17 protein-coding genes are annotated in these 20134 nt (G+C 73.0%); 9 read left to right on the plus strand and 8 right to left on the minus strand.

Annotation, left to right across the window (positions count from 1 at the left end):
* Window positions 1-67: 67 nt before the first annotated feature.
* Genes ACZ4VA_RS27565 through ACZ4VA_RS27580 form a run of 4 tightly spaced genes read right to left on the minus strand, consistent with a single transcriptional unit; the run spans window position 68 to window position 5224 of the window.
* Window positions 68-1996 carry an amylo-alpha-1,6-glucosidase gene (locus ACZ4VA_RS27565; protein ID WP_468082833.1) on the minus strand — a complete coding sequence of 643 codons (1929 nt, stop codon included), beginning with the start codon at window positions 1994-1996 and terminating at the stop codon, window positions 68-70.
* On the minus strand, window positions 1993-3369 hold the full coding sequence (locus tag ACZ4VA_RS27570) for an MGH1-like glycoside hydrolase domain-containing protein (RefSeq protein WP_468082835.1): 1377 nt from the start codon (window positions 3367-3369) through the stop codon (window positions 1993-1995). The genes ACZ4VA_RS27565 and ACZ4VA_RS27570 overlap by 4 nt, the downstream gene beginning before the upstream one ends.
* Window positions 3366-4166, minus strand: coding sequence for a sugar phosphate isomerase/epimerase family protein (locus ACZ4VA_RS27575; RefSeq protein WP_355795777.1), 801 nt, complete (start codon window positions 4164-4166; stop codon window positions 3366-3368). Before ACZ4VA_RS27575 ends, ACZ4VA_RS27570 begins: the two co-directional genes overlap by 4 nt.
* An 11-nt stretch (window positions 4167-4177) precedes the next feature.
* A complete protein-coding gene (locus ACZ4VA_RS27580) occupies window positions 4178-5224 on the minus strand; it encodes a zinc-dependent alcohol dehydrogenase (protein ID WP_356171455.1) in 1047 nt (348 codons plus the stop codon).
* A 127-nt stretch (window positions 5225-5351) separates the two neighbouring features.
* Between ACZ4VA_RS27580 and ACZ4VA_RS27585 the strand changes: the two genes are divergently transcribed.
* Genes ACZ4VA_RS27585 through ACZ4VA_RS27605 form a run of 5 tightly spaced genes read left to right on the plus strand, consistent with a single transcriptional unit; the run spans window position 5352 to window position 10836 of the window.
* Window positions 5352-6755 carry an ABC transporter substrate-binding protein gene (locus ACZ4VA_RS27585; protein ID WP_355787161.1) on the plus strand — a complete coding sequence of 468 codons (1404 nt, stop codon included), beginning with the start codon at window positions 5352-5354 and terminating at the stop codon, window positions 6753-6755.
* Between the two features lie 31 nt (window positions 6756-6786).
* The gene (locus ACZ4VA_RS27590) at window positions 6787-7812 is read left to right on the plus strand and encodes a carbohydrate ABC transporter permease (protein ID WP_355787158.1); all 1026 of its coding nucleotides are present in this window, start codon (window positions 6787-6789) and stop codon (window positions 7810-7812) included.
* Complete coding sequence (locus ACZ4VA_RS27595) at window positions 7809-8693, plus strand: carbohydrate ABC transporter permease (RefSeq protein WP_355787155.1); 885 nt, start codon at window positions 7809-7811, stop codon at window positions 8691-8693. Before ACZ4VA_RS27590 ends, ACZ4VA_RS27595 begins: the two co-directional genes overlap by 4 nt.
* Window positions 8694-8696: 3 nt before the next feature.
* Window positions 8697-9911, plus strand: coding sequence for an ROK family transcriptional regulator (locus ACZ4VA_RS27600; RefSeq protein WP_388902873.1), 1215 nt, complete (start codon window positions 8697-8699; stop codon window positions 9909-9911).
* Between the two features lie 28 nt (window positions 9912-9939).
* The gene (locus tag ACZ4VA_RS27605; protein WP_468082838.1) at window positions 9940-10836 is read left to right on the plus strand and encodes a Gfo/Idh/MocA family protein; all 897 of its coding nucleotides are present in this window, start codon (window positions 9940-9942) and stop codon (window positions 10834-10836) included.
* Window positions 10837-10940: 104 nt separating this feature from the next.
* Here the strand turns inward: ACZ4VA_RS27605 and ACZ4VA_RS27610 are convergent, their stop codons facing one another.
* Complete coding sequence (locus ACZ4VA_RS27610; protein WP_356171460.1) at window positions 10941-13319, minus strand: FtsX-like permease family protein; 2379 nt, start codon at window positions 13317-13319, stop codon at window positions 10941-10943.
* The gene (locus ACZ4VA_RS27615) at window positions 13316-14008 is read right to left on the minus strand and encodes an ABC transporter ATP-binding protein (RefSeq protein ID WP_389391652.1); all 693 of its coding nucleotides are present in this window, start codon (window positions 14006-14008) and stop codon (window positions 13316-13318) included. The genes ACZ4VA_RS27610 and ACZ4VA_RS27615 overlap by 4 nt, the downstream gene beginning before the upstream one ends.
* A gap of 222 nt (window positions 14009-14230) precedes the next feature.
* On the opposite strand from ACZ4VA_RS27615, the gene ACZ4VA_RS27620 reads away from it, so the two are divergent.
* Complete coding sequence (locus tag ACZ4VA_RS27620; protein ID WP_468082841.1) at window positions 14231-15547, plus strand: sensor histidine kinase; 1317 nt, start codon at window positions 14231-14233, stop codon at window positions 15545-15547.
* Complete coding sequence (locus tag ACZ4VA_RS27625) at window positions 15532-16233, plus strand: response regulator transcription factor (RefSeq protein ID WP_356171466.1); 702 nt, start codon at window positions 15532-15534, stop codon at window positions 16231-16233. The genes ACZ4VA_RS27620 and ACZ4VA_RS27625 overlap by 16 nt, the downstream gene beginning before the upstream one ends.
* Window positions 16234-16251: 18 nt before the next feature.
* On the opposite strand, the gene ACZ4VA_RS27630 is transcribed toward ACZ4VA_RS27625, so the two are convergent.
* Together ACZ4VA_RS27630 and ACZ4VA_RS27635 are read right to left on the minus strand one after the other, a co-directional pair.
* On the minus strand, window positions 16252-17778 hold the full coding sequence (locus tag ACZ4VA_RS27630; protein ID WP_388902862.1) for a DEAD/DEAH box helicase: 1527 nt from the start codon (window positions 17776-17778) through the stop codon (window positions 16252-16254).
* 305 nt (window positions 17779-18083) lie between these two features.
* Complete coding sequence (locus ACZ4VA_RS27635; protein WP_100580096.1) at window positions 18084-18287, minus strand: cold-shock protein; 204 nt, start codon at window positions 18285-18287, stop codon at window positions 18084-18086.
* Between the two features lie 448 nt (window positions 18288-18735).
* Between ACZ4VA_RS27635 and ACZ4VA_RS27640 the strand changes: the two genes are divergently transcribed.
* Window positions 18736-19275 carry an EF-hand domain-containing protein gene (locus tag ACZ4VA_RS27640; protein WP_356171473.1) on the plus strand — a complete coding sequence of 180 codons (540 nt, stop codon included), beginning with the start codon at window positions 18736-18738 and terminating at the stop codon, window positions 19273-19275.
* Window positions 19276-19534: 259 nt separating this feature from the next.
* Window positions 19535-20086 carry a beta-class carbonic anhydrase gene (locus ACZ4VA_RS27645; RefSeq protein ID WP_388902859.1) on the plus strand — a complete coding sequence of 184 codons (552 nt, stop codon included), beginning with the start codon at window positions 19535-19537 and terminating at the stop codon, window positions 20084-20086.
* Window positions 20087-20134 lie beyond the last annotated feature (48 nt).

The raw sequence follows: 20134 nt of genomic DNA on the forward strand, positions 1-20134 counted from the left end.
ACCTGCGAGGACACCGGGGCGCGGGTCGCGGCGTTCGCCGTCCGGCGGTGCCCCACGGAGTCCCCGGTCAGGACGAGCCGGAACCGGCGTCCAGCGCCGTCCGCAGCGCCAGTGGCGTCGCCGCGGCCCACGCCTGGGGCGAGCACGAGTGCGGATAGGGGACCGGGCCCGTGGCGCGGGTGCGGTCGTAGCCCGCCATCACCTCGGGGAGGCGGTGGCCGTGGTGGGCCGCCGCCGAGGTCAGTCCCTCCGCCACCGTGCGCACCTCGTCGTGGAGGCCCGCCCGGGCCAGGCCCAGCGCGATGACCGCGTTGTCGTGCGGCCACGCGCTGCCCCGGTGGTAGGAGAGCGGGTGGTAGGGGCGCTGGCCGGCGGCGAGGGTGCGGATCGCCCAGCCGGAGAAGAAGTCGGGGGCGAGGAGTCTGCGGCCCACCCGGCGGGCGTGCTCCTCGTCCAGGATGCCGGACCACAGCAGGTGCCCGGCGTCCGAGGCCAGGGCGTCCACCTGACGGCCCTCGCCGTCCAGGGCCAGGGCGGGGAAGCCGGCGTCCGGCATCCAGAAGTCCCGGGTGAACCGGGCGCGCAGCCGGTCCGCGTGCCGGTCCAGCTCCTCGGCGTAGGCGTCGTCGTGCCACACCTCCCGGGCCAGGCGGGCGGTGCGCAGCAGGGCGTCGTACGCGTAGCCCTGCGCCTCCGACACGGCGATGGGGCCCTTGGCCTGGGTGCCGTCGGTGAAGCAGATCGCGCCCGCCGAGTCCTTCCAGTTCTGGTTGACCAGGCCGCCCGGGTCGGGGGTGTAGACGAGGTAGCCGTGGCGGGTCAGGCCGCCGTCGTCCAGCATCCAGTCGACCGCGGCGCGGGCGTGCTGTTCGAGGCGGACGGCGAGGGCGGGGTCCTCGGTCGTCTCGTGGTGCGCGTGCAGCAGCACCAGGAAGAGCGGGGTCGCGTCGACCGCCCCGTAGTAGCGGCCGTAGGGGATCTGCCGGAAGTGGGCGAGTTCGCCGTGCCGGATCTCGTGGACGATGCGGCCGGGCTGCTCGCCGCTGAACGGGTCGTGGCGGCGGCCCTGGGTGGCGGCGAGGGCGCTGAGGGTCCCGGCGGCGGCCGAGGGCCGGTAGGGGAGCAGGAAGAAGGACGTCAGCAGGGAGTCCCGGCCGAACAGGGTGAGGAACCACGGGATGCCGGCCGCGGGTACGGCGACGGGTTCGCCGTCGACCCCGGTCGCCGTGACGGTGAGCAGGTCGAGGTCGGCCAGGCCCTGGCGGCACGCCCGGTCCAGGTCGTCGTCTTCGCCCGGCGGCAGGTCGGCGACCGGGCCGGGCGCGGGCGCGACGGGAGTGGCGTCCGGGACCCCGTGCGGGCGGGCCTCGACCGTCAGCCGGAGTTCCGCCTCGCCGTGGGGCGGCAGGGGCAGGTTCCACAGCAGCCGGTGTGCCGTCCCGTCGGCGTCCGCCGGGTCGGCGTGTACGGCGTCGGGGCGCGGGCTGCCCGTGACGGTGGTCCGCGCGTGCCAGTCCGCCCGCCGGTAGTCGAAGTGCGCGCCGTCCGCGGTGGGGTGCGCCTGTCGGACGGAGTCGGGCTTGGGGTAGTGGCGGTCGTCGGCGCGCAGTTCGAACAGGTCGGCGAAGTCGGCGTCGACGGTGACCTCGACCCGCGCGGTCACCGGATCGGGCCGGTTGCTGACCAGCCGCAGGTGCTCGGTGAGCCGGCCCGCGGTGACCTCCTGGCGGCGGAAGACCGTGTACGCGGCCGGTTCGTCGCGGGTGCCGGCCGGGGTCAGGACGCACTCGGCGGTGCCGTCCGGGCGGGCGGCCGAGGGCAGCAGGACGCCGGGGGAGTCCCCGTCGACGGTGAGCCGCCAGCGGCTGAGGTGCCGGGCGTCGCGCAGGAAGAGACCGTCCGGAGCGGCGCCGCGGGAGCCGTTGACGCTCCCGTCGTCGCCGAGGACGGCGAAGGTGGCGTCCCGTACGAGCTGGACGCGGGCGGTGCCGGTCATGACACGGGCTCCTTGTCACCGGCGCCCGGCAGGTCGAGGCCGTCGGCGCGCAGCAGGTCGAGGGTGAGGGCGGCGGTCCAGGAGAAGTCGCGGGTGCCGCGGCCCTCGCCGGTGGCGGAGTCGACGTACTCGGCGAACCGCGAGGCGCCCGCCGTGTCGAGGAAGGCGGCGCGCAGGCGGTCGGCGCGTGCCGTGCGGCCGTGGACGCGCAGCCCGCGCTCGATGAGCCAGGCGGTGTTGAACCAGGCGGGGCCGCGCCAGTACCTGGTGCTGCTGAAGGCGTGGCCCGTCAGGTCGTAGCTGGGCACGAGCGCGCCGGGTCCGGTGTGGAAGTGCGGGCCGTCCAGGGTGCCGGCCAGCCGCTCTACGACGTGGTCCGGCAGCCCGGGGACGAGGAGGGGGACCAGTCCCGACACGCTGCGTTCCGGGACGAGCCGGTCGTCGGCGAGGTCGCGGGCTAGGAACAGCCCGCTCTCCTCGTCCCACAGGCGGCTCACCAGGGCCCGGGTGAGGTCGTCGGCGCGGGTCTCGTGCGGGACGGGGTCGGCGCCGACCTCGCGGGCGATCCGGGCGAGCGCGAGTTCGCTGACGGCCAGCAGCGCGTTGAAGCAGGGGTCCTCGACGGCGAACGTGTGCGGATCCGCGTCGTCGTACCCGGACGCGCGGTAGTCGGCGGCCAGTTGGACGTAGCGGCCGTAGTCGAGGTCCGTGGGCCGGTCGGCGGGATGGCCGTGGTCGAGGTCGGCCCTGCGGTACGTGCCGGGCGCCGCCGGGACGACGCGGGCCAACGGCCGGTCCCAGCAAGGGCTGTTGTCCATGCCCGGCTCCCACGGGTGGACGACCGCCGCGAGGCCGCCGCCCGCCAGATCGCGCCGGGTGAGCAAGTAGTCGTGCCAGGCGGCCAGTTGGGGATACAGGCGGGTGAGGAACTCGCGGCGCCCGGACTCCGCGGGGTCGGCCCGGTGGACGAGCCAGGCCGCTAGGGCGTGGACGGGCGGCTGCACGATGCCCGAGGTCTCCGTCGCCACGGGTGCCCCGGCGTCGCGGCCGGCGCGGGAGGACTGCCAGAAGTCCGGGCTCGGGAAGTACGCGTCGAAGGGCAGGGCCGGGTTGAACACGATGTGCGGGATGCGGCCGTCCGCCCACTGGGCCGCGAGCAGCGCTTCGAGTTCGCGCTGGGCGCGGCGCACGGACAGGTGCCGCAGGCCGATCGCGATGAACGCGGAGTCCCAGCTCCACTGGTGCGGGTAGAGCGTCCGGGAGGGGACGGTCGAGGTGCCGGTCCAGTTGTTGATGAGGACCCGCGCCGCACCGCGCCCCAGGGTCAGGTCTGCGGCGGCGGTGGGCGCGGGCCGGTCGAGAACTCCCCTCACGCGCCGGACCTCTTGAGGAAGGCGGGAACGGAGCGGACGGCGTCGACGGGGTCGCCCGTCAGCCGGCATTCGGCGGCCAGGTAGCCGTCGTAGCCGATGGTGTGCAGGGCGCCCAGCCAGGCGGGCCAGTCGAGGTGTCCGGCGCCCGGCTGGAAGCGGTTGGAGTCCGAGACCTGGGCGTGCCCGATGAACTCGGCGTGGGCCAGGATCGCGGCGGCGGGGTCGCTCTCCTCGATGTTCATGTGGTAGCTGTCGATGCCGATCCTGACCGAGTCCAGGCCCGTCTCGCGGATCAGGTCGGCCGCCTGCTCCAGGCGGTTGACCATGTGGTCCTCGTAGCGGTTGAGCGGTTCGAGGAAGAGGGTGACGCCCTCGGAGCGGGCGTGCTCGCCGAGTTCGGACAGCCCGGCCAGCAGCACCTCGCGGTCCTGCTCCTCGGTGCGGGGCGGCTCGAAGGGGGGCAGTCGGCGGGAGAACATGCCGTAGGAGGCGGGCGTCTGGGCGCCCAGGCCGCCGATCTCCGCGATCACGGTGAGCTGCGACTTCATCTGTACGAGGGCGTCGCGGCGCAGGTCGTCGTCGAAGGCGCCGAAGAAGTGCAGCATGTCGACGCAGACGGTCGGCATGACGACGCCGTCCTTGCGGGCCTGCCTGAGCTCGGGCAGGCGGGAGGCGAAGTGGAGGTCGCCCCGGGCGCGCAGCTCGATGGCGTCGTAGCCGGCGTCCTGCGCGAACTCCCACTTCTCCTGGAGGGTCTCGCCCGGCAGGAGCTGTTCTTGTGCGGCGGTCTTGAGCATCGGGGGGCCTCTCAGAATTCCAGGACGACCTGGAGGGCGTCGGCGGGGCGTTCGTCCAGCAGCACGTACGCGTCGGCCGCGTCGGCGGCCGGTACGACATGGCTGACCAGGGACGCGACGTCGACCTGGCCCTCCGCCACCAGCCGCAGGAAGGTCTGCTGGAGCCGCTCGACCGTCCAGCGTCCGGACAACTGCGGGGGCACGCCGCCGATCTGGGAGCAGATGAGCTGGACGCGGTTGTGGTGGAACTCGTCGCCCAGGCGCAGGCCGATGCCGTCGCCCTGGTAGAAGCCGGACGCCACCACCCGGCCGCCGACGGCGACCGAGCGCAGGGCCTCGTGCAGGGCCGGGTAGGCGCCGCTGATCTCGATGGCGAGGTCGGCCCCCGCGCCGCCGGTGGCCTCGCGGACGCGCTCGGCGACGGAGTCGGCGCGGGCGTTGAGGGTCCGGTGGGCGCCGTACCGCTTCGCCGTCTCCAGCCGTCCGTCGAGGGCGTCGACGGCGGTGACGCGGGCGCCGTTGAGCTGGGCGAGGCGGGTGGTCAGCAGGCCGATGACGCCCTGGCCGAACACGGCGACGTCCTCACCGACGTGGATGTCGCCCGCGAGCACCGCGTTGTAGGCGATGGCGCCGACGCGGGCGAAGGCTCCGGCCAGCGGGTCCAGTCCGGCCGGCAGGGTGTGGCCGATCATGCGCTCGGCGGGGACGACGCCCTCGCTGCGGTGCCCCCAGATGCCCCAGACCAGGTCGCCCGGGGCCGGCAGACCGGGCGTGCCGGACAGCTCGGGGGAGACCTCGGTGACCTCGCCGACCTCGGAGTAGCCCCAGCCCGCGACGGGATAGGCGATGCCGGCCGAGCCGTCGCGGAACAGCCGTGCCCCGGCGTCCCAGGTGCGCGTCAGATAGGGGTTCGTGCCGCGGTACGCCGTGAGTTCGGTGCCGGCGGAGATACCCGAGTAGCGGGTACGCACGCGCAGATGGCCGGGGGGAAGCTCGGCACGGGGGTGCTCGGCCACCTCCACCTGGCGTGGGGCAGTGAATTGGACGACGCGTTCCACGGACGGCTCCGGAAGGGTTGCGGGCTTCGGTTGCGTCGAGAATATCTCGCACTTATGTCTTGTCAACCAGCAAAAGTAGTGCTGAGATGCGTGCTCAGTAGACGTAAGTCGGCGATGAGGACATGCAATGCGCACGAGGACCCGGCGGTCGAGGACGACCGCGGCCGGTGTCACGGCAGCCCTGGCATTCGGACTGCTCACCAGCTGTGCCAACAGCACAGGACCCGGTAGACCGGACCGGGAGATCACCGTCTGGTCCCAGGAGAACCTCCCCGACAGGGTGGCCGCGACCCAGAAGATCGTCGACGGCTTCGAGAAGAAGACCGGGATCAAGGTCCACCTGGTGGGCGTCGACGAAGGCCAGATGCCCCAGCTGATCATGTCCGCCGCGGCCGCCGGGGACCTGCCCGACGTCATCGGCGCGGCCCCCATGGGCCAGACCTGGCAGATGTACACCAACGGGCTGCTCAACACCGACATCCCACGGGAGATCATCGGGGAACTGGGCCGCGGCACCTTCAACGCCAACGCCCTGGACCTGACCTCCGACGGCGGCAAGAGCCTCGGAGTCCCCTCCGACGCCTGGCTCCAGCTGCTGGTCTACCGCAAGGACCAGCTCGACAAGGCCGGCCTCGGCGCCCCCGACACCTACGCGAGCGTCCTGAAGGCGGCGAAGGAGCTCACCACCAAGGGCCACGACGGGATGTCCGCCGCCACGGACCCCAGTGACGTCTTCACCTCGCAGAGCTTCGAGAGCCTCGCCCTCGCCAACGGCTGCCAACTCGTGGACGACCGGCACGAGGTCGCCCTCGACTCACCGCGCTGCGAGGCCGCCTTCGACACCTACGACAAACTCGCCCGCGACTACGGGGCACCCGGCACCCAGACCGTCGACTCCACCCGCGCCACCTACTTCGCGGGCCGCTCCTCGATGGTCATCTGGTCCTCCTTCCTGCTGGACGAGCTGGCGGGACTGCGCAAGGACGCGCTGCCGAGCTGCCCCGAGTGCAAGAAGGACCCCCGCTACCTCTCGGACAACAGCGGGATCGTCACCGCGCTCAAGGGCCCGGGCGCGGCCCGGCCGGCGCAGTTCGGCGAGATCACCTCCTGGGTGACCACCAAGACCGCCGAGACGGCGGCCTCCCGCGAGTTCATCGAGTACATGATGGGCGCCGGCTACGAGTCCTGGTTCGGCATGGCCCCCGAGGGCAAGATCCCCGTCCGCCGTGGCACCGCCGCCCAGCCGGAGAAGTACCTGGACGCCTGGCGCCACAGCGACCTCGGCGTCGACACCCGCAAGCCCCTGGACCAGGTCTACTCCGACCGGCTCCTCACCCAACTCGCCGACGGGGTCACGAACATGCGCCGCTGGGGCATCACCCAGGGCGAAGGAGCCCTCGTCGGGGCCACCAACGGCGAACTGCCCGTCCCCAAGGTCATCGGCGCCATGACCGGCGGCCAGCTCACCCCCACCGAAGCGGCCCGCGAGGCCGACGACGAAGTCGCCGCCCTGAAGAAGTCCCTGCAGTAGCCGTTCGCCGCACGTCACCAGAGGTCTCGTCATGACAACAGCCCCATCGGGCGCGAAGCAGCGCCCCCAGCCCCCGGGTCCGTCCGACAGGAAGCCCGACACCCCCGCGGCTCCCCGCCGGCCGATGACCGCGAGCCGGCGCGCGAACCGCGCGGGACTCGCCTTCGTCTCACCCACCTTCCTCGTCGTGCTCGTCGTGGTGGTCCTGCCCATCCTGTGGACGGTGCTGCTCGCCTTCCAGGACGCCAAGCTCGTCGACATCCAGGGCATGGGCCTGTTCGGCAACTGGTCCCTGGACAACTTCAGCCAGGTCTTCGGCTCCGAGGGTTTCTGGTCGAGCCTGTCCACGACCCTCGTCTACACCGTCGGCGCCACCGGCGGTTCCGTACTGCTCGGACTGATCGCGGCGCTCGCCCTGCGCAAGCCCTTCCGCGGCCGGGGCCTGCTGCGCGCCGCGATGCTCCTGCCCTACGTCGCGCCGGTCGTGGCCGTCGCGTTCGTCTGGGAGGTCGCCCTCAGCCCGCAGTACGGCGTGGTCAACGACTGGGGCCGGCGCCTGTTCGGCTGGGACGACCCCATCGCCTTCCTCTCCACCCGCGAGTACGAAGTCCACCTGCTGGGCCTGCACTTCGACATCCCGCTGGCCCTGCTGACCGTCATCGCCTTCGAGACCTGGCGCTACTTCCCGTTCGCCTTCCTCTTCATCCTGGCCCGGCTCCAGGCGGTGCCCGACGGCCTGGAGGAGGCCGCGCTGGTCGACGGCGCCACCCCCAGCCAGCGCTTCCGGCACATCCTGCTCCCGCAGCTGATGCCCGTGATCGCCCTGCTGTGCGTGCTGCGCTTCATCCTGACGTTCAACAAGTTCGACGACGTCTACCTGCTCACCGGAGGCGGCGCGGGCACCGACGTCGCCGCCGTGCGCGTCTACGACTTCCTCACCGCCCGCTACGACGTGGGAGCGGCGGCGGCCCAGGCCCTCGTCCTGGCCGGCTGCCTGGTGATCCTGCTGGGCCTCTACTTCAAGTTCTTCGGCAACAAGGTCCAGGAGGAAGCGTGACCCGCAAGGCGGCCCTGACCCGGGCCCGATTCGAGGAGCGGTTCTTCGGCGTCCTGCGCTGGTTCGTCATCGCGTTCCTCGTGGTGATCACCGTCCTGCCCTTCTACTACATGGTGCTGCTGTCGCTGAAGCCCATCGACGCGCTCCTGCTCGACCCCGGCTCCCTGTGGGTGTCGGGCAAGGACTTCACCCTCTCCACCTACCAGGACGTCCTGCGCTCCGCCGACGACGGCGGCCAGGGATTCCTGAACTTCCTGCTCAACTCCGCGCTTGTGTCGCTCGGCACCGTGATCCTGACCCTCGTCGCCGCCGTGCCCGGCGCCTACGCCGTCAGCCGGCTGAAGTTCTTCGGCCACCGCCAGATCAGCGCGTTCTTCCTCGCCGTGTACCTGTTCCCGACGACGCTGCTGGCCGTCCCGCTCTTCGTCATCTTCGCCAGGATCGGCCTGTCCTCCAGCCTGGTCGGCCTCGCGATCGTCTACGTCGCCCAGACCGTGCCCGTGACGATCTACATGCTGAAGAACTACCTCGTCACCATCCCCTACTCCATCGAGGAGGCGGCGGCCCTCGACGGAGCCTCCCGGCTCCAGACCATGCGCAAGGTGATCCTGCCGCTCGCCCTGCCGTCCCTGATGGCGACCGGGCTGTACGTCTTCATGATCGCCTGGAACGAGTTCCTGTTCGCCCTGCTGTTCCTCGCCGCCGACCCGGACAAGTGGACCGTGTCCCTCGGCCTCGCCCAGCTGTCCAACGGCATCGAGGTGCCCAAGACGGTCCTCATGGCCGGATCCGTGGTGCTCACCATCCCCGTGGTACTTCTGTTCTTCGCCGCCGAACGCCTGCTCACCGAGGGCCTCACCAGCGGCGCCGACAAGAGCTGAACAATGGGGGAGCACATGATGACGCCGAACCAGGCCAGTCCGGGCGAACTGCTCGACCTGATCCGCAGTGGCCGGGCCAACACCCGGGCCGACCTGCAACGCGTCACGGGCCTGTCCCGCTCCACCGTGGGACAGCGCCTGGACCTCCTGAACCGCGCGGGCTGGCTCCGCCACGCCGAAGGCACCTCCACCGGCGGGCGTCCCTCCCACCGGCTGGTCTTCGACCCGACGCACGCCTCGGTCATCGCCATCGACCTGGAGACCCGCCACGCCCGCGCGGCCGTGCTCGACCTGGCCGGCACGATCCTCGCCGAGCACACCGCCCCGCTGCACATCAGCGACGGCCCCGACCAAGTCCTCGACCGGCTCGCCGGCTGGTTTCCCGACCTGATCGCCGCCGCCGGGACCGACCCCGCGCACATCTGCGGGATCGGGCTGTCCGTCCCCGGCCCGGTCGAGTGGGAGACCGGCCGGGTCGTCCAGCCGCCGATCATGCCGGGCTGGGACCAGTACCCCATCCGCGAGCGCATGCAGGAGGCGTACACCCAGCACGTGGGACGCAGCCTGGAGGACGGGCCCGTGCCCGTCTTCGTCGACAACGACGCCAACCTGATGGCGCTCGCCGAGTACCAGGCGAGCCACCGGGAGTGCTCCGCCTTCGTCCTGGTGAAGGTCTCCACCGGCATCGGCGCCGGAGTCGTCGTCAACGGCGAGGTGTACCGCGGTGTCGACGGCGGCGCCGGCGACATCGGGCACATCCGCCTGCACGACCGCCCGGACGCCCTGTGCATGTGCGGCTCCCACGGCTGCCTGGCCGCCGTGGCCAGCGGGCGCGCACTCGCCCGTGAACTGTCCGAGCTCGGCCTCGACACCGCCTCGGGGTCGGACGTCAGACGGCTGCTCGCCGACGGGCACCCCGACGCCATCCGGCTGGCCCGGGAGGCCGGACGGCGCGCCGGGGAGGTCCTGGTGACCGTCGTGACCCTGCTCAACCCCGGAGTCCTCATGCTCGCCGGCGACCTCTCCGGGGTCCCCTTCATGACCGGCGTCCGCGAACTGCTCTACCAGCGCGCCATGCCGCGCACCACCGCCAATCTCCAGATCGTCACCTCCCGACTCGGCGACCACGCCGGCCTCATCGGGGCCGCCGCCATGGTCGTCGAGTTCCTCTACTCTCCCGAACGCGCCGACGTCCGCCTCACCGCGCACACCGGCTGACGGCGCCCGCACAGACAGGACACCCCCCGTGACCGCCGCACCAGCAGCCTGGACCGACCGCCCGGTCGAGGTCGGCCTCGTCGGAGCCGGGCCGTGGGCCCGCGCCATGCACGCCCGCACGCTCGCCACCGGCCCCGAGACCCGCCTCGCCGCGGTCTGGGCGCGCCGCCCGGACGCCGCACGCGAGACCGCCGCACCGTACGGCGCCCGTGCCGTCGCCACGTTCGAGGAACTGCTCGACAGCTGCGAGGCCGTCGCCTTCGCGGTGCCGCCCGCCGTCCAGGCCGAACTCGCCCCGCGCGCGGCCAAGGCGGGCAAGGCCCTGCTCCTGGAGAAGCCCCTCGGCCCGGACCTCTCCTCCGCCGAGCGGCTGGCCGACGCGGTGGACGAGGCCGGCGTCGTCTCCCAGCTCGTGCTGACCAAGCGGTACCACCCGGTCACCCGTGCCTTCGTCGACGCCGCCCGGCGACTCGACGTCGCCGGGGCACGCTCCTGCTACCTCCACGGCGCCTTCCTGGGCGGCGACTTCGCCACGACCTGGCGCCTTGAGCACGGCGCCCTGCTCGACCTCGGCCCGCACCTCCTGGACCTGCTGGACGCCGCCGTCGGACCCATCGCCCACGTCCGCGGGACGGGGGACCCGCGCCGCTGGATCGAGCTGACCTGCGAACACGTCAACGGCGCGATCAGCCAGGCCTCCCTGTCCGGCTCGGTGAACCTCCCGCACGCCGTCACCCGCGTCGAACTCTTCGGCCCGCACCCCGAACTCGTCTACGACACCGCCGAACTGGACCACGAGGAGTGCTGGCCCGTGCTGCGCCGCGACTTCGCCGTGGCCGTGCGCACCGGCAGGAGCCCGGAACTCGACGCCCGGCGCGGCCTGCACCTCCAGCGGCTCATCGCCCAGGCCACCCCGGCCGCCTGACCCGGGTGCCGAGTGCGACGGCCAAATCTCTGAGCTCGACGGGTAGTTGACGTCGGCACGGACCGGGCGGCACCGCACCGGGCCCCGGCGACCACCGCCCACGCCTACTCCGTGCGCAGTGCCGTCGCCGTACGGGTCCGGGCCGCCCAGCCCGCCGGGAGCAGCGCGCCGAGGAGGGCGATCGCGAGACCGGCCAGGCCCAGCAGGGCCAGGTGCCAGGGCGCGTAGACGTCGAGGACCGACGGCGGGAGTCCGGTGCCCGCGGCGCGTCCCATCACCGGCAGGACATGGCCGTGCAGCGCGAGTCCGGCCGGTACGCCGAGCAGGGCGCCCAGCACGCCGATCACGCCCACCGAGGCGAGGACGAGCCCCACGGTCTGCCGCGGCGACATGCCGAGCGCCTTGCAGACACCGAGGTCGTGGACGCGTTCCCGGGTGTCGATGACGACGGAGTTGAGCACCCCGAGGCCGGCCACCGAGACCAGCATGAGGGTGAGCAGGCCCGCCATCGCCTCCAGGAGCAGGATCATGTTCTCCCGCTCCGAGGGGGTGCCGGCGATCGCGTCGCCGCCCAGCGGACGTACCACCGCGGCCAGCTTCGCGGCGTACTCGGCGGGGACGACGCCCGGCTTCACGTCGACCTGGTACACCTGGGGCTCGGCGCCGGCGAAGTCGGCCATCCGCGCGTGGACGCGCAGACCGCCGTCCGACGTGTCGAAGACCTCGCCGACGATCCGCAGCGCCCGCGTCCGCCCGGCGTACGTCACCCGCACCGAGTCACCGACTGCGGTCGCGGTCTTCTCCAGGAAACGCGTGGGCACGACGATCTGCCCGGCGCGCTCGATCCAGTGCCCGGAGATCATCTCGTAGCCCGCGTCCCCGGAGTCGCCCTCGTAGAGGGTGGCCCGCGTCGGGCCGGCGAGACCGGTCGCGCTCACGTCCACCTCGCTCGTGCCGTACGCGGAGGCCGTGCCGGGCTGCGCCTCGACGGCGGCACGTACCCGCGCCGGGTCCGCGGCCGGCCCCGGCGTCCCGTCCTTCTCCCTGCGGACGGGCCCACTCCCGTCGCGGGGCGCGCCGCCGCCGGTGATCACGGTGACCGCGACCCGGTCCTCGGGGTCCTGCGCGTCGCCGACCGCGTTGAGCGACGCGGTGAGTCCGACCGCGAACGTCGCGGCGACCGTCCCGAAGGACACCGCCAGCAGCAGCGCCGCCGCGCGGACCGGGTGCGTGAAGGGGGCGGCGAGACCGTAGGTCACGGCCCGCGGCAACGGGAGCCGCCCCGCCGCCCGGTGGGCCCACCGGCCGCGTCCGGTCCTGGGCGCCCGGCCGACCGCGATGGCCTCGACCGTCCGCAGCCGCCCGGCCCGCAGCGCCGGCACCAGCGCCGCGAGCGCGACGACCAGCAGCGCCGCCGCCGGAACCACGACGTCCACCCACCACGCCACCGACAGCGAGGCGCCGCCGTACGCCTGCTCGGTGTCCTGAAGCAGCGGCACGGCCAGCAGGTTGCCCAGCACCACCCCGAGGGCGATACCCGCGCTCGCCGGGATCAGCGCCTGCGCGACATAGGCGCGCACCACCTCGCGCGGTGTGAAACCGATCGCCTTGAGGATGCCGATCCTGCGCAGGCCGGTGCCGACGGCGCCGCCGATGACACTGCCGACGATGATCACCGACATGACGATGCCGAGTACACCGAAGGCGACGAGGAAGGGGATGGTCGGCGCCGCGCCCCGGTCGCTCTCCCGCTTGGTGTCCAGGTAGGACTGGCTGCCCAGCAGCGCCCCGGACGGCACGGCGGCGGCGATCCGCTTCAGCCCGGCGGTGAGGTCCGCGCTCGTGCCCGCGGAGTCCAGCCGGTAGAGCATCTGACGGGTGAGCGGGTTGTCCGCCGAGGCAAGTGCCTCGACCTGAGCGGGAGTTGCCCAGGCGTCGGCGGTCCTGCTCGTCGACACGGCAAGGCCGACGACGGTCAGCGCCCTGCCGTCCGCCGCGTCCGAGGCGCGCAGCACGGTGCCGAGTCTGAAGGCGGGGCCGGCGAAGGACGCGGAGAGCACGATCTCGCCGGGCCCGGCCGCCCAGCGGCCCGACGTCAGGTCCAGATCGTCCACGTCGGCGTGCGGCGCGGACCGCCCGACCAGGGTGAGGCGCGGCAGATGACCGCCGCCCTCGTCCACCGGGCTGACCGTCGTGGCGGGGTACGGTCCCGCGCTCGCGCCGACGCCCTCCTGCCGTGCGGTGGCCGCTACCCGGTCCGCGCTCGCCTTCCCCGGGTCGAAATGCGCGGTCAGGTGTGCGCCGTGCTGTCGGGCGAAGGCCCGGTCGAAGGGCGCGTGGGCGGCGACCATGAGCGAGCCGGCGACCACGGCCGAGGCCACCGCCATCATCGTGGCGACCGCGACGACCACCGTCTGCACGCGCCGCCGGCCCACGCCGGACCGTACGACGCGGCCGAGCGCGCCGGTGCCGAGGGGGCTCAACGGACCGCCTCCGCCCGCGAGTCGAGGGCGAGGTGCCCGTCGACCAGGTGGATCGTGCGGCTCGCGCAGGCCTCGGCGAGCGCGAGGTCGTGCGTGACCAGGACGACGGTCTGGCCGCCTCGGTGCAGGTCCACCAGCAGGTCCCGTACGTCCTGTCCCGAGGCGGTGTCCAGCGCGCCGGTCGGCTCGTCGGCGAGGAGCAGCGCGGGCCGGTTCACCAGTGCCCGGGCCACCGCGACCCGCTGGCGCTCGCCGCCGGAGAGCCGTCCCGGGTAGGCGCGGGCGTGCTGGTGGATGTGGAGCAGCTCCATGAGTTCCGCGGCCCGGGCCGCCGCCGTCCGCCGGGAGGTTCCGGTGAGCTGGGCGGGAAGCTGGATGTTGTCGGCGACGGTGAGGTCGTCGAGGAGGTTGAAGAACTGGAAGACCATGCCGACGTGTTCGCGCCGGAAGCGGGCCAGCGCGTGCTCGCCGAGCCCGTCGATCCGCCGCCCGGCCACGGTCACCGTGCCCGCGGTCGGCTGGTCCAGGCCCGCGACGAGGTTCAGCAGCGTGGACTTGCCGCTGCCGGAGGGGCCGGTCACGGCGAGTGCCTCGCCCCGGTCCACGGAGAGCGTGAGCGGGCCGAGCACGGGTGCGCCGGCGCTGTCGTAGCGCTTGGCGGCGCCCTCCAGCTGGATCACCTGGGTCATGGGAGTGGTCCGTCCTTCGGATCGGTCGGTTCGGGACGTGCGGTGCCGGCCAGGCGAACGTAGGGGCCGGACGGCCGGGGGCGCGTCGGCCGCGGCACCGACATCCGGCCCTCCCCGCGGAGGACCCGGCGCGGGGTCCTCCCTGCGGCGTACTCCCCGGGTACGGAGGTCCGGTCGCACAGGCGGACGCGGCGCCGGGGGAGCGGGCTCCACAATGACCGGATGGAGACGGACGGCCGGCGGGCGTGGCGGCGACGACTGCGGGACGCGCTCGCACCGGAGGGGCAGCCGCCCCCGCCGCCGAGGCGCGCCGTCTACGCGGACGTGGCGCTGGCGGTCGTACTGACCGTCATCGCCCTGTACGTGGCGGCGCGTTACCCCGGCGACGGACCGGTACGGGTCGGGCCTGGCGGCGCTTACGGCCCGATGCCTCCGGTCCCTCCTGAGCCGGCCCTGCCCCCGGCCCCCGGAGGGCCGCTGCTGGAGGAGCGGCCCCCCACCGCGCACTGGGCGCTGGTCGTGCTGTCGGCGCTGCCGCTGGCGGCGATGCGCCGCCGTCCGCTGGCCGTGTTCGCGGTGGTGCTCGGCGCCGCGCTGGTCATCGGGGACGACGCCTCCTGGATCAACGTGCTGACCTGCGTCATCGCGGCCTACGGCGCGGTCGTCCACAGCCGCCACCGGGCGCGCGCGACGGTCGGGCTGATCGTGGCCGCCGTCCTCGCGGCCTTCGCGTTCCGGGAGACGGAACCCATGCTTCCGGGATGGTCGAGCCCCGCGGTCGTGCTGCTGGTCGCGGGGGTGCTGGCCGGTCTGGTCCGCTTCTGGCAGAGCCGGCTCGCCGCCAGCCGGGAACGCTTCACCGCGTTGCAGCAGGGACAGGAGGAGGCCATGCGCCGGGCGGTGGAGGAGGAACGCGCCCGGATCGCCGCCGAACTCCACGACGTCGTCACCCACAATGTGAGCGTGATGGTCATTCAGGCGGGCGCGGCCCGTACGGTGATGGACGCCGCGCCGGAGCGCTCGAAGGAGGCGCTGCTGGCGGTCGAGGCCGGCGGCCGGGCCGCCATGGCGGAACTGCGGCACGTGATGGGCCTGCTCGCCGGACCCGACGCGGGCCGCGCCGAGACCCCCGCCGACGGCCTCGAACCGCAGCCCGGTCTGGCCCGGCTCGACGCCCTGGTCGTGCGGGTCCGCGCGGCCGGGACACCGGTCGGCGTCGCGGTCTCGCTGCCCCCGGACCCCCTGCCGCCCGGCGTGGACCTCACGGCGTACCGGGTGGTGCAGGAGGCGCTGACGAACACGCTCAAGCACGCGGCGGGCGCCGAGGCGTCGGTCGTGATCGGCTACACCGACGACCGCCTGGAGATCGAGGTCGTCGACACCGGCGGGGCACACGACCGTCCGCCGGTGGACGGCAACGGCCGCGGGCTGATCGGACTGCGTGAGCGCCTGGCGGTCTACGGCGGCGACCTCACCGCCGGCCCGACCCTCGCCGGCGGCTACCGGATCAAGGCCCGGGTGCCGTGGCGGACCGCGTGAACGAGCCGGCGCTGCGCGCGGTCATCGCGGACGACCAGGCCCTGGTCCGCACGGGCTTCGGGATGATCCTGGCCGCCGACGGCATCGAGGTGACGGCCGAGGCGGCGGACGGGGCCGAGGCCGTCGCCGCCGTCCGCCGCACCCGGCCCGACGTCGTCCTCATGGACATCCGGATGCCGAACATGGACGGCATCGAGGCCACCCGGCACATCCTGGGCGACGCGGGCCTGGCGGGGACCCGGGTCGTCATCCTCACCACGTACGACCTGGACCACTACGTCTACGCGGCGCTGACCGCGGGCGCGAGCGGGTTCCTGCTCAAGGACGTCACCCCGGAGCATCTGGTGGCCGCCGTACGCCTGGTGCGGTCCGGGGACGCCCTGCTCGCGCCCGCCATCACCCGCCGGCTCATCGAACGCTTCGCCCACCGGGAGGAGGCGCCGACGCCCGGCGTCCACAGCGACCTGTCCGAACTGACCCCGCGCGAACTGGAGGTGCTGCGCCTGCTGGCGACGGGGCTGAGCAACGCGGAGCTCGCGGAGCGGCTGTTCCTCAGCCCGACGACGGTCAAGACACACGTGGGCCGCATCCTGTCCAAGCTCGGCCTCCGCGACCGCGTCCAGGCCGTCGTCCTCGCCTACGAGACGGGGCTGATCTCCCCGGGCGGTCCCGCGGGGCCCGCCTGACGCGCCACCCCGCGGCGGCTAGACGCCCCGGCGGATCCGGGCGGCCTTGCGGGCCTCGGCGGTCTGGCGGGCCTCGGTGGCCCGGCGGGACTCGCCGCCGACGCGGCCCGGGCGGGTGCCCATGCCGCGGAACGGGGTGCCGCCCCGCTTCGGACGCTCGATGACCGGGGCGCCGCCGACCGGCACCCCGGACGGCGTCTGCGCCCCGGTGATCCGGCTCAACTCGGCCTCGCCTGACCGCACTTGGGTGACCTGCGGCCGGATGCCCGCCACGGACATCAGGCGGCTCATGTCACGGCGCTGGTTGGGCGTCACCAGCGTGACGACGCTGCCGGACTCCCCGGCGCGGGCGGTACGGCCGCCGCGGTGCAGGTAGTCCTTGTGGTCGGCCGGCGGGTCCACGTTCACCACGAGGTCGAGGTCGTCGACGTGGATGCCGCGCGCCGCGACGTTGGTCGCGACCAGCACCGAGACGCCACCGGACTTGAACTGGGCGAGCGTACGGGTGCGTTGGGGCTGCGACTTGCCGCCGTGCAGCGCCGCGGCCTTCACCCCGCTGCTCAGCAGGTGCCGGGTGAACTGGTCGACCGCGTGCTTGGTGTCGAGGAACATGAGGACGCGCCCGTCACGGGCGGCGATCTCGGTGGCCGTGGCGTACTTGTCGGTGCCGTGCACGTGCAGCACGTGGTGCTCCATCGTGGTGACCGCGCCCGCCGACGGGTCGACCGAGTGGACGACCGGGTCGTTCAGGTAGCGACGGACCAGCAGGTCGATGTTGCGGTCCAGCGTCGCGGAGAACAGCATGCGCTGGCCGTCCGGGCGGACCTGGTCGAGCAGCTCGGTGACCTGCGGCATGAAGCCCATGTCGGCCATCTGGTCCGCCTCGTCCAGGACGGTGATGCTCACCCGGTCCAGACGGCAGTCCTTGCGCTCGATGAGGTCGGTGAGGCGGCCGGGGGTCGCGACGACGACCTCGGCGCCCGAGCGCAGCGCACTGGCCTGGCGTCCGATCGACATCCCGCCGACGACGGTGGTGAGCCGCAGCTTCAGCAGCCGGGCGAAGGGCGTGAGCGCGTCGGTGACCTGCTGGGCCAGCTCGCGCGTGGGGACGAGCACGAGGGCCAGCGGCTTGCGGGCCTCGGCGCGCTGACCGGCCGTACGGGCGAGGAGGGCGAGGCCGAACGCGAGCGTCTTGCCGGACCCGGTGCGCCCGCGGCCGAGCACGTCACGGCCCGCGAGGGAGTTCGGCAGCGTGGCGGCCTGGATGGGGAACGGCTCGTGCATGCCCAGCTCGGTGAGCTTCCCGAGCAGCTCGGCGGGAAGATCGAGTTCCCCGAACGCCGTGACGGCGGGGAGAGCGGGCGTGACGGTTACCGGCGGCGCGAACTCACCCTGCGGTGCGGAGGGGCGGCGCCCGGAGCCGTCCGGACGGGTGACGGGACGCCCCTGGCCCTGCGGGCGGAAGCGGGCACCCCGGTCGGAACCGGCGAAGCCGTCTTTACGCTTTCCGGAGTAACGGTCGTTCGTGCGAGCTGAACGGTTCATGGAGAACCTTCCTCGATATGGCACGTATCGAGGAATTCTCGGCAGCCGTGGGCCGAACGAATTGCAAGAACGAGCCGAATGCAAATAAAACCCGGCCGGTCGCCCGGCGCGGGAAGACGGAGGGGCCGGCGGAAGAGGGCCGGAAATCCACTGGAATGGACGACCGGCCCGCGTCCGCGGCCCCGTGCCCGGGGCCCGGAGGTACGCGGTTCACCCTGCGTACATCGGCGGGACACCCGGGAAAGCGACAAGCTGGGGCCCGCACCGCGAGGTGCGGGCCCCAGCTGTCTAGTGCGCTGTCAGCGTCAGGCGGGAGTGATGTTCTCCGCCTGGGGGCCCTTCTGGCCCTGCGTGACGTCGAAGTTCACCTTCTGGCCTTCCTGGAGCTCGCGGAAGCCCTGGGCGGCGATGTTCGAGTAGTGGGCGAAGACGTCCGGGCCGCCACCCTCCTGCTCGATGAAGCCGAAGCCCTTTTCCGCGTTGAACCACTTAACGGTGCCAGTAGCCATGTCTAATTCTCCTTCGGGGCTGTGCCCAGGGGCCCGCACTGTGTGGACCCCGGCGTCGCCGTAATGAACCCCGTCCGGAAAAACAGCACCGGAAATACAAAAGTGCCCGACGACGATATGTCGTCCAAGGCACTTGAAGTTTACGGGAACCACAACTGCAACTGAGATTGAGCCTAGCATGATGTGCGCTTGGGGGCGCGGCAAGTACGACTTTCGGAGCGTCGTGTCGTGCCCTGGGGCCGTATTTCTCACTTCGGCGGCGCATATTTCCTGCGCTGCCGGTGCGGCGGGCGCGATGGATCTCCGCGACGGGCAGGCCGAGGTGACCTTTCGCGCAGATGTGCCCGAGGTGGCCGAGGCGCGCTGTGGGGGCGGCTGGGGAAGGCACACGGCGGCGGCCGCGGCAGGCGGATCCGCCGTCCGGTCCGGTGTCGAGGGGAGGCCGCTCATGGCCAGTACGTTCCAGGAGCGCAAGTTGCGGGGGATGTTCGCGGCGTTCGACGCGGACGGTGACGGCTTTCTGCGCGAGGGCGATTTCACGGAGCTGGTCGCCCGCTGGAGCCGACTGCCGGGGGTGGAGCCCGGCACGCAGCTGCGCGGCCGGGTGGAGACGCTGCTCATGGGCTGGTGGGCGGCGCTCCTGATGGCCGGGGACGCCAACGGGGACGGCTCCGTCGATCTCGGCGAGATGCTCGCCCTCGTCGACCGGCTGCCGGCCATGGCCGACGCCGTCACGGCGACCGCCGACACCCTCTTCGATGTCGTGGACGCCGACGGTGACGGCCGTATCTCCCCCCAGGAGCACCGCGCGCTGGTCGAGACCTGGACGGGGCGGCCCATGGACCTGACCGGCGTCTTCGACCTGCTCGATCCGCAGGGCGAGGGCCACCTCGGCCGCGAGCGGTTCGCGTCGCTGTGGCGCCAGTACTGGATCAGCGACGAGCCGACGGAACCCGGCAACTATCTCTGCGGCCGGTTCCCCGCCTAGGGAGTACTCGTCGCCCCGTCGGCGTCGTCCGCCGGAAGGCCGCCCGCGCCGGGCGGCCTTCCGGTCTGTGCGGGGGCTGAAGCGCCCTCGGGGCGCCCGCGTCGCACCGCCCGCTCGCCCGCGCCCGCGGAAACCGCGGCGGACCTCTGGACAACACCGCCCACCCGCTCCAGAATACTGACTACTCCATACTGTATGCAGTTTGCTCTCCGTTCGACGGTGACGCGGTTCCGATCCGACCCGAGTGAGGTAACCCACCATGTCGACTTCAGCGCACCGCCCCACGCGAACCGCCGGGACCGCCGTCGACGACGTGCCGGTCACGGAGCGGCTCGTGGAGGCCAACAGGGTCTACGCCGCGAGCTTCGCCGACCCCGGCATGGGCGCCCGGCCGGTGCTGGGCGTGGCCGTGGTGGCCTGCATGGACGCCCGCCTCGACCTGCACGCCGCGCTCGGCCTGGAACTGGGCGACTGCCACACGATCCGCAACGCGGGCGGAGTGGTCACCGACGACGTGATCCGCTCCCTCACGATCAGCCAGCGCGCCCTCGGCACCCGGGCGGTCGTCCTCATCCACCACACGGGCTGCGGTCTGGAGTCCCTCACCGAGGGCTTCCGGCACGACCTGGAGCTGGAGGTCGGCCAGCGCCCCGCCTGGGCGGTGGAGGCCTTCGCCGACGTCGAGCAGGACGTACGGCAGTCCATGCAGCGCGTGCGCACCTCACCGTTCCTGCCGCACACCGAGGACGTACGCGGCTTCGTCTTCGACGTCAGGACGGGCCTGCTGAAAGAGGTCGACCCTCGGGTCTGACGCCTCGCCCGACCGGGCCGCCGTCCGACGGCGGACCCGCACACCACT

The sequence above is a fragment of the Streptomyces sp. NPDC028308 genome (assembly GCF_055565855.1).

Bases quoted from the DNA above. Each gene is read 5' to 3' on its own strand.
- ACZ4VA_RS27565 (WP_468082833.1), bottom strand. From the start codon at position 1,996: ATGACCGGCACCGCCCGCGTCCAGCTCGTACGGGACGCCACCTTCGCC.
- ACZ4VA_RS27575 (WP_355795777.1), bottom strand. From the start codon at position 4,166: ATGCTCAAGACCGCCGCACAAGAACAGCTCCTGCCGGGCGAGACCCTC.
- ACZ4VA_RS27585 (WP_355787161.1), top strand. From the start codon at position 5,352: ATGCGCACGAGGACCCGGCGGTCGAGGACGACCGCGGCCGGTGTCACG.
- ACZ4VA_RS27590 (WP_355787158.1), top strand. From the start codon at position 6,787: ATGACAACAGCCCCATCGGGCGCGAAGCAGCGCCCCCAGCCCCCGGGT.
- ACZ4VA_RS27600 (WP_388902873.1), top strand. From the start codon at position 8,697: ATGGGGGAGCACATGATGACGCCGAACCAGGCCAGTCCGGGCGAACTG.
- ACZ4VA_RS27615 (WP_389391652.1), bottom strand. From the start codon at position 14,008: ATGACCCAGGTGATCCAGCTGGAGGGCGCCGCCAAGCGCTACGACAGC.
- ACZ4VA_RS27620 (WP_468082841.1), top strand. From the start codon at position 14,231: ATGGAGACGGACGGCCGGCGGGCGTGGCGGCGACGACTGCGGGACGCG.
- ACZ4VA_RS27630 (WP_388902862.1), bottom strand. From the start codon at position 17,778: ATGAACCGTTCAGCTCGCACGAACGACCGTTACTCCGGAAAGCGTAAA.
- ACZ4VA_RS27635 (WP_100580096.1), bottom strand. From the start codon at position 18,287: ATGGCTACTGGCACCGTTAAGTGGTTCAACGCGGAAAAGGGCTTCGGC.
- ACZ4VA_RS27640 (WP_356171473.1), top strand. From the start codon at position 18,736: ATGGCCAGTACGTTCCAGGAGCGCAAGTTGCGGGGGATGTTCGCGGCG.
- ACZ4VA_RS27645 (WP_388902859.1), top strand. From the start codon at position 19,535: ATGTCGACTTCAGCGCACCGCCCCACGCGAACCGCCGGGACCGCCGTC.